The 13,052-nt window shown below is 44.6% G+C and carries 11 protein-coding genes; 9 read left to right on the forward strand and 2 right to left on the reverse strand.

Going from position 1 to position 13,052, the window contains the following annotated elements:
- Positions 1 to 57 precede the first annotated feature (57 nt).
- Positions 58 to 765, reverse strand: a complete 708-nt coding sequence (locus BLS03_RS03945) for an oligogalacturonate-specific porin KdgM family protein (protein ID WP_093269990.1) — start codon at positions 763 to 765, stop codon at positions 58 to 60.
- A gap of 848 nt (positions 766 to 1,613) precedes the next feature.
- Between BLS03_RS03945 and BLS03_RS03950 the strand changes: the two genes are divergently transcribed.
- The 6 genes from BLS03_RS03950 to BLS03_RS03975 all read left to right on the forward strand — a co-directional run bounded on the left by BLS03_RS03950 (position 1,614) and on the right by BLS03_RS03975 (position 8,941).
- Positions 1,614 to 2,303 carry a carbohydrate ABC transporter permease gene (locus tag BLS03_RS03950; RefSeq protein WP_245696570.1) on the forward strand — a complete coding sequence of 230 codons (690 nt, stop codon included), beginning with the start codon at positions 1,614 to 1,616 and terminating at the stop codon, positions 2,301 to 2,303.
- A gap of 2 nt (positions 2,304 to 2,305) precedes the next feature.
- On the forward strand, positions 2,306 to 3,217 hold the full coding sequence (locus BLS03_RS03955; RefSeq protein WP_093269996.1) for a carbohydrate ABC transporter permease: 912 nt from the start codon (positions 2,306 to 2,308) through the stop codon (positions 3,215 to 3,217).
- Positions 3,218 to 3,235: 18 nt separating this feature from the next.
- Positions 3,236 to 4,372 carry an ABC transporter ATP-binding protein gene (locus BLS03_RS03960; RefSeq protein ID WP_093269999.1) on the forward strand — a complete coding sequence of 379 codons (1,137 nt, stop codon included), beginning with the start codon at positions 3,236 to 3,238 and terminating at the stop codon, positions 4,370 to 4,372.
- A gap of 19 nt (positions 4,373 to 4,391) precedes the next feature.
- Entirely contained in the window at positions 4,392 to 5,675 is a 1,284-nt protein-coding gene (locus BLS03_RS03965; RefSeq protein WP_093270002.1) for an ABC transporter substrate-binding protein, read from the forward strand.
- Between the two features lie 134 nt (positions 5,676 to 5,809).
- Positions 5,810 to 7,465, forward strand: coding sequence for a pectate lyase (locus BLS03_RS03970; protein ID WP_093270005.1), 1,656 nt, complete (start codon positions 5,810 to 5,812; stop codon positions 7,463 to 7,465).
- Positions 7,466 to 7,483: 18 nt separating this feature from the next.
- Entirely contained in the window at positions 7,484 to 8,941 is a 1,458-nt protein-coding gene (locus tag BLS03_RS03975) for an EmmdR/YeeO family multidrug/toxin efflux MATE transporter (protein ID WP_143015591.1), read from the forward strand.
- 89 nt (positions 8,942 to 9,030) lie between these two features.
- Here the strand turns inward: BLS03_RS03975 and BLS03_RS03980 are convergent, their stop codons facing one another.
- Positions 9,031 to 9,504: a DUF2798 domain-containing protein gene (locus tag BLS03_RS03980; RefSeq protein WP_176765513.1), complete on the reverse strand. Its 474-nt coding sequence runs from the start codon at positions 9,502 to 9,504 to the stop codon at positions 9,031 to 9,033.
- A 160-nt stretch (positions 9,505 to 9,664) separates the two neighbouring features.
- Between BLS03_RS03980 and BLS03_RS03985 the strand changes: the two genes are divergently transcribed.
- The 3 genes from BLS03_RS03985 (at position 9,665) to BLS03_RS03995 (ending at position 12,517) form a co-directional block, all read left to right on the forward strand.
- Positions 9,665 to 10,102 carry a MarR family winged helix-turn-helix transcriptional regulator gene (locus BLS03_RS03985; protein WP_093270013.1) on the forward strand — a complete coding sequence of 146 codons (438 nt, stop codon included), beginning with the start codon at positions 9,665 to 9,667 and terminating at the stop codon, positions 10,100 to 10,102.
- Between the two features lie 108 nt (positions 10,103 to 10,210).
- Positions 10,211 to 10,846, forward strand: a complete 636-nt coding sequence (locus tag BLS03_RS03990; protein WP_093270016.1) for a TetR/AcrR family transcriptional regulator — start codon at positions 10,211 to 10,213, stop codon at positions 10,844 to 10,846.
- 123 nt (positions 10,847 to 10,969) lie between these two features.
- A complete protein-coding gene (locus BLS03_RS03995) occupies positions 10,970 to 12,517 on the forward strand; it encodes a carboxylesterase/lipase family protein (RefSeq protein ID WP_143015592.1) in 1,548 nt (515 codons plus the stop codon).
- Positions 12,518 to 13,052 lie beyond the last annotated feature (535 nt).

Raw genomic sequence — 13,052 nt, forward strand, 5'->3', positions numbered from 1 at the left:
AAGCAGTGGATGACTTTCCCCAATAGGCCTGGTGCTTTTATGATTTAAATCGTGTTATTAGAAGCTGTATTTCATACCAACACGGTAACGAGGTTTCCAAGTGTCTTTCTCTGAACTACCTTCTTTCTTCTCTGGAGTTACACCGAATTCCGCAAATGGTGACCAACCGTTACCCCATTTGTATTCAGCTTTAAAGTTGATCTCAGTGAAGCCATTCTTATTGCCTTTCCAAGATTCATCGCCTTCTTCTTTAAAGGTGTAATCGGTTGAACCACTTAGAGACCAGTCTTCAATGCCTTTATAACCTAGGCCAACGGTCCAGCGGTTGTAGTGCGAATCATATTCGCCATTTTTGAGTTTGTAGTTGTAACGATGACGGAACGAAGTTGACCAATCGTCGTTAATTTTGTAACCCAAAGTTAGGTTTAACTGGTGGTTATGGCTGCTTGAGTCATTTTCAATTTTATATTGAGGAGTCAGATCGAAACCGTTACCGAGTTTCATCTTATAGCTGATGTTAGCTTGGTTACCTGCATCAACAAATTGGTCAAAATCAAAGAAACCGTCGCCGCTTTTATATTTAGCTTCAACTTCAAAGCCAACGCCATTAGCGAAACGATGGCTAACCGCAATACGGTCTTTATGTACTTGATCATTTCCTTCGAATTCAGGCGTCCACTCGTGACGCATGTTGATGGAAACCGCGTGAGCCGCTGTGCTGGTCACTGCTAGTAGAATGGCAGAGGTAAGTAATTTAGTTTTCATATCGAAACACCGTTTTGTTATTGTCTGTTCGAGTTCTAATCTATGCGTAAAGGTTCCCCATTTGAAGTCACTTTTGACCAAAGCGTGATCTATGAAATGGTGTTTCAATAAAATAGCTACAATTATTGTGATCTTATTAATAATTTGATGATTGCTATTATTAATAGAATTTAGATAGCTTTAGGAAAATATTTGATTTAGATCAATTAGACGAAAGTTTAATATATATTCTCAGTTGATGTCTGTATTTATTTTCATTAGTGAAATTATTAATTTATCATACTTTTTGATGAGTTAAATGGCTCGGTGTTCCCATTCTTACGTAGGTATTCATTAGTTCCTAATCAAACTTATCATTCCGTAAATAATGTGATTTAACGCACGATTTTATTTTTCCTATTTTAAATTTTTTATTTTAAGCTTCGAAATTAATGGTGATAAATAAACGTATTTTAATTTTAATATTCAAAATGAAACTGCATTTCACATTTTTTAAGTTTTTATTGATAAAAGAATATTCAAGATCACATTTACGCGAAGATGGGCTGGTTAGAAATATTTAAAAGCGTTTAATAAAAGGGCAAGCCGACAGGGCGTCTTAGGGAAAGCTTCTAACCCATCGGCAATGAATCTTATATATAGAGGACGAGAAAATGTATGAAAATCGTAAGCTTGGATTAGCTTATCTATCTCCCTTCATCATCGGGATGATAGTGTTTACAGCTTTTCCATTCGTGTCGTCATTTTTAATGAGCTTCACCGATTACGATCTAATGACTTCACCAGAATTCGTTGGGATCGAAAACTATCGGTATATGCTTGCTGAGGATGACATCTTTTGGAAGTCAATGAGCGTTACATTCTTGTACGTTTTCTTGACCATTCCAGTAAAACTGGCGTTCGCTCTGTTTATCGCCTTTATCCTTAACTTTAAGTTAAAAGGTATCGGCTTCTTCAGAACGGCTTATTACATTCCTTCGATTTTGGGTAGTAGTATCGCAATCGCTGTATTGTGGCGCGCACTATTTGCTATCGACGGTGTACTTAATGGCGCACTTGGTTTTATTGGCCTTGATCCTATCAACTGGTTGGGTGAGCCGTCATTCGCGCTCTTCTCTATTACGCTTTTACGTGCGTGGCAGTTCGGTTCAGCAATGGTTATTTTCCTAGCTGCACTACAGAACGTTCCTCAATCGCAATATGAAGCTGCGATGATTGATGGTGCGAGCAAATGGCAAATGTTTATGAAAGTAACTGTGCCTTTGATTACGCCAGTTATCTTCTTTAACTTCATCATGCAAACCACTCAAGCGTTCCAAGAGTTTACTGCACCTTACGTAATTACGGGCGGCGGCCCAATGAAATCTACATACTTGATTTCACTATACATTTACGAGACTGCATTTAAATTCTTCGACATGGGTTACGCAAGTACACTTGCCTGGGCTCTATTTATTGTGGTTGCTATCTTCACATCGATTACGTTCCGTTCTTCGAAGTACTGGGTGTTCTACTCAGGTGATAAGGGAGGTAAATAACTATGTCAGAAACTATGACTGCACAAGATAAAGCCGCTGCGCTGAAAGGCAGTAACCTTGAGAATGATCGCACCCTACGTCGTGAGAAAATCAACGCTTTCATTCGCTATACCGTACTGATTATCGTTGGTGCCTTGATGCTGTATCCATTGCTTTGGATGTTTACCGCAGCAATGAAACCAAACCACGAAATCTTCTCTTCAATGAGTTTGATTCCAAGCGAATGGAGCATGGAAGGTTTCATTAACGGTTGGAAAACCGGTACTGAATTTACTTTCGGTCACTATATTTACAATACGTTCGCTTACGTAATACCAAAAGTGATTCTGACGGTGATTTCGTCAACTATCGTTGCTTACGGCTTTGCCCGCTTCGATATTCCTTGGAAACCATTTTGGTTCGCAATGTTGATTGCCACCATTCTGCTTCCACAATCTGTATTGCTTATTCCGCAATACCTAATGTTCCGTGAAATGGGCATGCTTGATAGCTACCTACCACTGTACTTACCGATGGCATTCGCAACACAAGGTTTCTTCGTGTTCATGTTGATTCAGTTCCTACGTGGTGTGCCAACTGATATGGAAGAAGCAGCGATGATCGATGGCTGTAACTCTTTCCAAGTATTGTGGCATGTAGTGGTTCCAGTGATTCGTCCGGCGATTATTTCCGTTGCTCTGTTCCAGTTCATGTGGTCAGTCAACGACTTCCTAGGCCCACTTATCTATGTGTCTAGTGTTGATAAATACCCAATCGCTCTTGCTCTGAAAATGTCTATCGACGTTACAGAGGGTGCGAAGTGGAATGAAATCCTAGCAATGGCTTCTATTGCCATCATCCCTTCAATCGTCGTGTTCTTTATGTCACAGAAATACTTTGTTGAAGGCGTTACCAGCAGCGGTATCAAAGGTTAATTTTTTGGAGTAAGTAAAATGGCTGAAGTTAAATTTAATAAGCTAGAAAAAGTATATTCAAACGGTTTTAAAGCAGTACACGGCATCGACCTAACTATCAACGACGGTGAGTTCTTGGTTATCGTTGGTCCATCAGGCTGTGCTAAGTCAACCACACTGCGCATGCTAGCGGGTCTGGAAAACATCTCTGGTGGTGAAATCACCATCGGTGGCAAAGTGGTGAACAACCTGGCACCAAAAGATCGCGGCATCGCGATGGTGTTCCAAAACTACGCACTGTACCCACACATGACAGTGGCAGAGAACCTAGGTTTTGGCTTGAAACTGCAAAAACTGCCAAAAGCTGAAATCGAGCAACGCGTAAATGAAGCGGCAAAAATCCTTGAGATTGAAGAGCTGCTAGACCGTCTACCACGTCAGCTTTCTGGTGGTCAGGCGCAGCGTGTGGCTGTAGGTCGCGCCATCGTTAAGAAACCAGATGTGTTCCTATTTGACGAACCACTATCAAACTTGGACGCCAAACTTCGTGCATCGATGCGCGTGCGTATCTCTGACTTGCACCGTCATCTAAGAGAAGAAAATCGTCCTGCTACAGCGGTTTACGTAACCCACGACCAAACCGAAGCGATGACCATGGGTGACCGTATCTGTGTGATGAAGCTTGGTGAAATCATGCAGGTAGATACACCAGATAACCTTTATAACAACCCAGTAAACATGTTCGTAGCCGGCTTTATCGGCGCGCCAGAAATGAACTTGCGTGATTGTGACATCGTGGAACAAGACGATGGTATGTACGTCAAGCTAGGCGAACAGTTACTGAAACTGCCGGAAGAGAAAGCACAAAGCGTTCGTTCAAACGGCTTTAAGAAAGCGGTATTTGGTATTCGTCCAGACAACGTCACGCTTTCTTTATCTGAAGACGAAACGGCACAAACCATCACAGGTGACGTGATTCGTATGGAGAACATGGGGCACGAAGTGTTCGTTTACTTCTCTGTTCTTGGTCATGAATACACAGCTCGCGTGCCAATCGATGACGTGCGTGAAAAGCTAGATATGAAACTGCAAAAAGGTGTGAAATTTGTTGTTGAAATGAGCAAAGCGCACGTGTTCGACAAGGAAACCGAGAAAAATATTTCTCTAAAACTATAAATAATCTGGAGACTTATCCATGAATAAAAAGGTACTGACTACATTTATCTCTGCCGCCATCGCCGCAACATCTGCGTCTGCGTTTGCCGATACTGAACTTCGTATGTCTTGGTGGGGAGGTAACTCTCGTCACCAAGCAACGCTGAAAGCGATTGAGAAGTTCCAAGAGAAATATCCGGATATCAAAGTGAAAGCTGAATATACCGGTTGGGACGGCCACTTATCGCGCCTAACCACTCAGGTTGCAGGTAACACTGAGCCGGATGTGATGCAAACTAACTGGAACTGGCTACCGATTTTCTCTCGCGATGGTAATGGTTTCTACGATATGAGCAAACAAGCGAATGCGCTACATATCGACAACTTCCCTAAAAACGCGATTGATATGACAACGGTTGACAGCAAAATCAACGGTCTGCCAGTGAGTATGACGTCGCGCGTGTTCTACTACAACAAACAGCAGTGGGACAAAGCGGGTGTTGATTACCCGAAAACTTGGGATGACTTGATGGCTGCAGGTAAAGCGTTTGAGAAAAACGTTGGCCCTGATGCATACCCACTTGTGATTGAAGCGCGTGACGTGTTCGCGATGAACCGTTCATACATGCTACAAACCACAGGCAAAGACATCATCAGTCACAAAACTAACCTACTGGATTACACGCAAAAAGAAATGACAGCGTTCTTCCAATTGTATGCGGATCAAGTGGCTAACCACGTGTTCCCATCAACCAAAGAGTTCGCGTCTTACGGTAAAGGTAACCTTTACGAAATGCGTCCTTGGATCGACGGCCGCTTCGCTGGTTTGTACATGTGGGATACCGCAATTGCGAAATACACAGCGAACTTAGATCCTTCAATGAACCTAGAACTTGGTCCATACCCAATGGCACCAGGTGCGACGGATTCAGGTCTATTGGCTCGTCCATCAATGATGTTCTCTATTGGTCGTAACACAGAACACCCAGAAGAAGCGGCGAAACTGGTTAACTTCCTATTGAACGATCCAGATGGTATCCACGCTCTAGGTCTTGCTCGTGGTATTCCACTGAGCAAAGAAGGTCTATCAGTACTGAAAGAGTCTGGTGAAGTGGATCCAAGCAGCTTGTCATTCCAAGGTTATGAGCAAGCACAAGCTCTACCTAAAGTGATTACGCCAACTACTTACACTGACAACGCTCAGTTGATGGAACTGTTTAGCGAAAACATGCAGAAGATCGACTACGGTCAAACTGATGCAGAAGGTGCGGCCAAAGACTTTATCCGTCGTGGTAACCGTATCCTGAAACGTATTGCTGGCTAAGCCTATTTACGTCATACAAGCACCCCCTCGGGGGTGCTTTGTCGGTTTAGGGTTAAGCGCAAATAAGCCTTTTATCAGCCTGATTTGCGATTGGTCTTAAGGCCTTTTTCTACCGCTAGTAATGGAGAATGTTTATGTCTGCTACGCGAACGTCACGACTTTCGACACTGACCGAGTTTTATCAGCGCGCATTGGAGCTGGGAAAATCTTCCTCAAGCCCGATGTTGGCAGATGGGCTTGATGCTGCAAGCCTCAAGCCGATTGAATGGACCTACCCAGATGGCACCGAAGTGCCGATGAGCAATTTTGCCAGCCAACAAAACTTGATGCGCGGTTTGGTTGCGCTGTCGATGATTACTGGCGATAACGACTATTTTCATCAAGCCCAGTTAACGACTGCGTACTTTCTTGATAACTTTACCGACCAAAAAAGCGGTTTATTGCAATGGGGCGGGCATCGTTTTATTCATCTAGAAACCGGCAGTATTGAAGGCCCGGCGAGCAAAGAGTGCGTTCACGAGCTTAAACACCATTTTCCATTCTACGATTTACTTCATCAGATGCGCCCCGACATCACCGAAAAATACCTTAAAGGTTTTTGGGCGGCACATGTGATGGATTGGCAAAAGCTCGATCTGAGCCGACACGGCGAGTACGGTAAAACCTTCCCGGAGAATCTCTTCCAGCACTACACACCAAGCCCGGTGGTTGACCCAAGTAAATGGCCAGAATTGCCCCAAACAGTCGGCTTAACCTTTGTTAATGCGTCGACCGATCTTATTTATGCGGCGTGCCATTATTACCGTTACACCGGCGATAAAGACGCGCTAAAATGGGCGAAGCACTTATATCATCAATTTGTGCTGGCTCGTCATCCGCAAACCGGTATGCCTGTGTATCAATTCTCGTCACCATTGCAGCGAGAGCCAGTGCCTGATGATGATCGTTTGACCTACTCGTGGTTTGGCGATCGTGCGAAACGCCAGTTTGGCCCTGAATTTGGTGATGTGGCGCGTGAAGCCAATGTACTGTTTCGTGATTGTTGGCCGGTGATTGTAGATAACCCACTGGCCATGCTGGAATGCGTGAAAAAACTCGACGATCCTGAGTGGCTCGGCTGGGTAGTGGATGGCATCAAAGCCTACTTTATTCACGCATGGGATGAGCAAACCAACCAAATCATTCCAATGTGGAACAGTGGTCAAGATATGACAGGTTACTCTTTCGTGCGTGACGGGTATTATGGCGATAAAGGAACCACCTTAGCGCGGCAAGCAGCGAATCCCGCTTACTTACTTACGTTAATGCGGGCCTCGATTGCCAGCGAAGATCCAGAACTGCATGATCTAACTGCACGTATGTTTGCCCGCTTTGGATTGGGTCAACTCGATTCTGAAACCTTAGCGCCAAGGTCTGTGGCGAGTGAGTCCTCACTCTCATCGGCTTATCTCGTATTTGCGCTGTTGGAACTGCATGCCGAACATGATGATCCCAAACTGCTGACCCTTGCTGATTGTATCGCCGATAACCTAATGGCCGATCACTTTGATGCAGACAGCGGCCTGTTTGTGACCACCATGGACAACAAAAAGTCACGCCTTGACGATCCAGTGCCTTACGCACTGCTTGCCATCGAAGCGGCTCACGCTGGTGTTTATGATCAAATTCCGGTCGCGTTATCAACGGGGGGCTATCTTCACGGAGAACAATTGATCAACGGAGAGATCAAAACCGTTTATGACCGCGATGTGATTTATCGCCAGTCTCATGTCGAGATGGCGATGTCTTGACTGTTATGAGGTAGTAAGGTGAGGGAATCCTTTCCTGATGATTTAGACAAGCCGAAGCCTGGCAACAGGCTTCGGCTTCGTTATAGACACAAGGTGCTTTTACAGCGCCGCGTTTGGCCGTTTGCTTGGCCGATTTTTCTGGAGCTATTTTGTGTTGTACTGATGGGGATCATCAGTACTGTGCTGGTTAGCCATTTAGGAGCAGCGCAAATTGCCGCCGTTGGGATAACCGATGGCGTCACTTGGATCATCATTTCGGTGCTCACCGCCACCGCATTGGGTGGCTCAGTGGTGATAGCCCAATCTTTTGGTCGTGTTGACCGTAAAACCGCGTTAGACGGCGCCGGACAAGTCATGAAATTGGCGATGATGGTGGCTTTGGTGGCGCTGATTTCCATCCTGTTCTTTGCCCATTTGATTCTCGGTGTGGTTGCTTATGGCGCTGAGCAAAACGTGATAGACATGGGCGAGATGTATCTCAAAGTGGTGGCGCTGGGCTATCCGGCTCTCGCCATCACGCTCGCGGGTAGCGGGGTTTTGCGCGCGGTGGGCAATTCGCGGTTACCGGCGATGAGTAATATCATCATGAGCGTGCTGGATCTGGTCATCAGTTACCCGCTGATTTACGGCTTTGTTGATATTGGCATCGGCAGTTGGCAAGGGCTTGGATTGCTCGGCTCTGCGTTGGGGATTACCTTGGCTCGCTGGGTTGGCGCGGCGATCATTTTGCATTGCTTGGCGACCAACTCGACCATGCAAGTTGGCTGGTCGCAATACTTTAGCCGTTTCAATCGCGAAACGCTGTTCGACATTTTAAGCGTTGGTGTGCCAGCCAGTGTTGAATCGCTGATGTTTAACTTAGGTAAGCTATTGACGCAAGTGATGGTCGCGGGGATGGGCACGGTTGCGATGGCGGGCAATGTGGTGACGTTTTCTATCGTGTTGCTGCTGAATATTCCCGGCAATACATTGGCAATGACCTCGACCATTTTAGTTGGTCAGCGCTTAGGTCAAGACAGTACCCGCAAAGCTTATCAAGAGATGAAATTGATTTTCTGGGCGGCAACCGGATTGATGACCTTATTGGCGCTTGTGTTTATGGTCGGCGCCGACTTTGCCGCGCGTTTGTATACCTCTGATGAGCGAGTGATTGAGGTGGTCAAAGATCTGGTGCGTATCAATGCAGTGATGACGCCGGTTTGGGCCGCATCGTTTGTATTACCGGCAGCGTTTAAAGGTGCTAAAGATGCCAAATACACTATGTGGACCGCGATCGCCAGCATGTGGGGTTGCCGAGTGGTGCTTGGTTATCTGCTGGGTATTTACTTCGATTTGAACGTTTATGGCGTGTGGCTGGGAATGTTTGCTGACTGGTGGGTACGCGGCGCTATATATTACTACCGCTTGATTCACCGTGGCTGGCTTAAAGTCTATTACCGTAAAAAAGCGCGTCAACAGGCCATCAGCGCAGCTTAGCTTTTTTGCACCTAGTTACTTTAGACAAAATAGAAAAGCCGCCAACAGTATTATGCTGTTGGCGGCTTTGTCGTTCTAGATGCTTTTAATTAACTGGCTGCAGCAAGGGGTTGTGGTTGAAACAGCTTTAAGAAAATTAGTCTGGCAACGGGGCCGACGAGCAAAAACTGCAGCGGTAGAGCAAAGATGATATTGATCGCGAAGGTATGCAGATAAGCAGGCAATAAATCGCCTTCAAAACCTTGAAATAGCGTAGCGACTAACGACATGGCGCTACACATGAACAGCACCATCAAACCTGAAATCATCAATACTTTTTTAATAAATGGCGTTTGATCGTTGGTCCATTTTTTGACCAGTGATTTAACGATCGGTGCGGCGATAAACCAGTCAATCACAAACGCGATCGCAAAAATGCCGACGAAAGAGAGCGAAAGTAAGTGGTGAGCAATAGCATTGCCTGAGTGGGATTGTAATACCAAGTTGTAGATCGTCATGCCTGTCACCATAAGTGCGCAAACCATAATCGAGAACACGAAGTTTTCAAATTTATTCTTACCCATTGATTCCTCAATAATCTGTGTGTGATGGTATTTACTCATTAGAGTATATTGTGCGTTATTTTAGATTTATCTTGAAAATTGTCAACTAAGTTGACAATAATAGTGGCGTCAAGATCGTAGATTAGTGTGTCAATGTGCCAGTACACAGAGTGGGAAGATAATGAAAAGCATTGAATTTATTAATAAGTTGGGGCTTGTAGATCTTATCAGTGAAATGCACCAACAGCTTAGGCAGCAAACCATGCTGCGCATTAATGAGCAGCTACCGAGCGCCTTGTCTGAAATGGAAGTGTATATGTTGAGTTTGGTTGAGCATCAGGCGCTGAGTGTCAGTGAAGCGGCGCGCTATATGAATATTAGCCGTCAGGCAGCGCATAAACACGTCCAGCGTCTTGTCGCTCAGCATTGGCTAACATTGACTACATCGGAAACCAATCGCCGAGACAAACTCATCACTTTGACCCCACAAGGTCACGATGTTGCTGAGCATATTCAGGCGGTCAAAGCTGAAGTTGAACAAGAGCTGCAAAAGCAAATAGGCGCGGAGCAATATCGGTTACTTAAAGAGAATTTTCAGCGCTACTTGGCGGCTGAATAACGTATTGGCTGTTTTGTTCAGGGAAGGGGATTGTTGCTTACCTAATAGTCAGCCAATAATATAGGCTGATTGATGATATCTATTAACTTGCTGATAAATTGAACTGTCATGACCAAACTACCTAATAAACAACGTGGCCGCCCGTCTCTGCCTGAGTCAGTGTTACTTGAAAAAATTCATAATGCGGCCATTAGTCTTCTATTAGAAAAAGGTCATGAGGTATTTAGCATGGATGAACTCGCCATCACGGCGGGTGTGGCAAAAAAAACCATTTATCGGTTTTATACAAATAAACATGCGGTATTGGATAAAATTTTCACCTTATGGACGGATCAGCAAATCCATCCCAAGCTTGACAGTGTTCGTACCCGAGCAGAAGCGATGAATACTCTCGAAACCTTTTTTGTTGAACTCTCGGCTGAAATTTTAAATCCACTTTCAATTGGCATTTTTAAGTATCTTCAATCTAACCATCCGGGGAAATCGCAATTATTGGCTTATTATCAACAGCATGGAATTGGGCAAGTTGAAATGAGGCTCAATAATTGGTTTGAGACACTCAAGGAAAATCATCTATTAAATCCACAATGTCCTGAACAACCTGCGCAATACTTACAGTCGTTGATTCTTGCCCCGTTATTGCGTGATATAGCATTAGGGCTGCTTCCTCCTGTACCTGACTATGATATTCGTCCGAAAGTCTCTCAAGATCTCAACTTTTTAGCGCCGATTCTTTTTCGTTAAGCCAAATAGAAGCTTCTTCTGATTCGCTGAATTTACATTGTTTAAACATTGAGCTAATATGCTCCAATTTAGGAAACGAAATTCGTTTCCTAAATTAATGTAGACATAAACAGGAGTACCAATTTGCTACGTATTTCGCTTACACAACTTATGAGCACATTGCTTTATATTGCATTAGGCTCCGCTTTATTCACTCAGCCTCTTTATGCCGCTGTTAATGATAATGACCTTATTGTTAAGACCCAGAGCGGGACTGTTCAAGGGGCTTCAACAAGCGTGGCTAATCGCTGGCTGGGGATGCCTTACGCACAACCTCCTGTCGGGAAACTGCGTTGGAAAAGTCCGCAGCCAGTGATGGCATGGCAAGGCATTAAACAGGCAACACAGTTTGGCGACTCATGTATGCAAACTCCGCCGCCTAAAGGCCCTGAAGCTCAACTTAAAACTCAGCCAATGAGCGAAAACTGCTTAACACTCAATGTATGGCAACCGAAAAAAGTGTCTGATAAGGCCAAATTGCCAGTAATGGTCTGGATTCATGGTGGGGCATTTCGTCTTGGTGCGAGCTCTTTACCACTTTATGACGGTTCACATCTGGCTCAGCAGGGCGTGATTGTTGTTTCATTAAACTATCGTCTTGGCGTCTTCAGCGTCTTACCTGTTCCTGCGATCGTAAAAGAGCGTCACAATAAGCCGTTAAATCTGGGATTACTGGATCAAATAGCAGCGTTAAATTGGGTCAATAAAAACATTGCCCAGTTTGGTGGGGATCCTGACAATGTGACCATCTGGGGCGAGTCAGCCGGAGGTGCTTCTGTTGGCTATCTGTTACAATCGCCGCAAAGCAAAGGACTATTTTCCAAAGCGATTATGGAGTCTGGCGCTCTTGCGCTACCTGAATTCACAACTTCTCAGGCGATGGCGCACATCACAAAACAACTGCCTAAATCGATACTGAATGCATCGTTTGACGAGCTTCAGGGCATGTCGGCCCAGCAATTATTAAAACTGCCAGTGGCAAAAACAGCGACAATGCCCGTGGTTGATAATATCTCGCTAAAGGAAAGTACCCAAACCGCGATTGCTCTTGGGCATTTTCATCATGTACCACTGTTAATTGGCAGTAATAATTACGAAGCTGGATTTTTTCCGCCAGCTTGGGTGAATTCACTTCCTAACAAGTTGGGGACGCTATGGAATGAAGCGCAGACACTGACTGATGGCTATGGAACGGAGACTAAAACACTCAAAGCGGCTCAACTTGCGACTGATATTTTTGCGACATCACCAACACAACGGTTTGCTGCCAGTGCGAGTCAGTATACGCCAACTTGGCGATACTATTTTAGTTACGTAACACCCACTCATCGTGAAACTCAGCCAGGAGCAATTCACACGGGTGAAATACCCTATGTATTTGGTAATCTGGCTACACAACTCAATCCTGTCACTAAACAAGATGAACAACTGTCTCAGAGGATGACCGCTCGCTGGGCGCAATTCGCTAAAACCGGCAATCCGAATCCACAAGGTTTGCCTAAATGGCCACAATGGCAAAAAGATGTTGCGACTTTATGGTCGTTCAATAACCAGCAAGATAAGGTCATTCACGAGCCAAGCAAGGAGCGTCTAGATTTTGTTAGTCGCCACAAAGATATTCAGATGAATTAATCTATCTGAATATTATCTGACGTAATAGAGTGATTCTCACTCGCGCGAAGGAAGTTTTCTTGAAGAAAGCTTCCTTCCACTTGTGGAGAGTAATTTTAGAAACGGAATCTATTCGTATTGATCTCAGTAAATATCACAACTCTTCCGGTGATATGACCGATTTGATTAAATAATGCAGATGTTGTGTGAAAGGTTCTCGGCGAAGACTTTGCTTAAAGAATGATGAGACCTCATACTCTTTGCCTACGGGTAAGATGTTGTTTGATGTCTTTATTCGTTTCCAAATCGCTAAAATGAACGCCAATATCTACCTCTCCTTGAACAATACTATCAAGCGTATTTTTCCCCAATGTTGAACATGAAATGTGGCTTAGGTATGTGGTCTGAACACGATTATTATCTAGGTGAAAAACAGATGAAAGATTCTGTGCACTTCATCGGCGAAAATGCCAGCTTTGACTTTGCTCGAATAAACGAAGCCACTCACTGGGTGCAGATTATAATTGTGTCAGTGAGATCGCACTGACACATTGAT

Origin of the sequence: Vibrio xiamenensis (assembly GCF_900100015.1) — a bacterium.
Taxonomy (GTDB): domain Bacteria; phylum Pseudomonadota; class Gammaproteobacteria; order Enterobacterales; family Vibrionaceae; genus Vibrio; species Vibrio xiamenensis.

What these genes read in the sequence shown, in the direction of transcription:
- BLS03_RS03955 (WP_093269996.1), top strand. Translation starts at nt 2,306, where the DNA reads ATGTCAGAAACTATGACTGCACAAGATAAAGCCGCTGCGCTGAAAGGC.
- BLS03_RS03945 (WP_093269990.1), bottom strand. Translation starts at nt 765, where the DNA reads ATGAAAACTAAATTACTTACCTCTGCCATTCTACTAGCAGTGACCAGC.
- BLS03_RS03970 (WP_093270005.1), top strand. Translation starts at nt 5,810, where the DNA reads ATGTCTGCTACGCGAACGTCACGACTTTCGACACTGACCGAGTTTTAT.
- BLS03_RS03950 (WP_245696570.1), top strand. Translation starts at nt 1,614, where the DNA reads ATGAGCGTTACATTCTTGTACGTTTTCTTGACCATTCCAGTAAAACTG.
- BLS03_RS03990 (WP_093270016.1), top strand. Translation starts at nt 10,211, where the DNA reads ATGACCAAACTACCTAATAAACAACGTGGCCGCCCGTCTCTGCCTGAG.
- BLS03_RS03985 (WP_093270013.1), top strand. Translation starts at nt 9,665, where the DNA reads ATGAAAAGCATTGAATTTATTAATAAGTTGGGGCTTGTAGATCTTATC.
- BLS03_RS03965 (WP_093270002.1), top strand. Translation starts at nt 4,392, where the DNA reads ATGAATAAAAAGGTACTGACTACATTTATCTCTGCCGCCATCGCCGCA.
- BLS03_RS03980 (WP_176765513.1), bottom strand. Translation starts at nt 9,504, where the DNA reads ATGGGTAAGAATAAATTTGAAAACTTCGTGTTCTCGATTATGGTTTGC.
- BLS03_RS03960 (WP_093269999.1), top strand. Translation starts at nt 3,236, where the DNA reads ATGGCTGAAGTTAAATTTAATAAGCTAGAAAAAGTATATTCAAACGGT.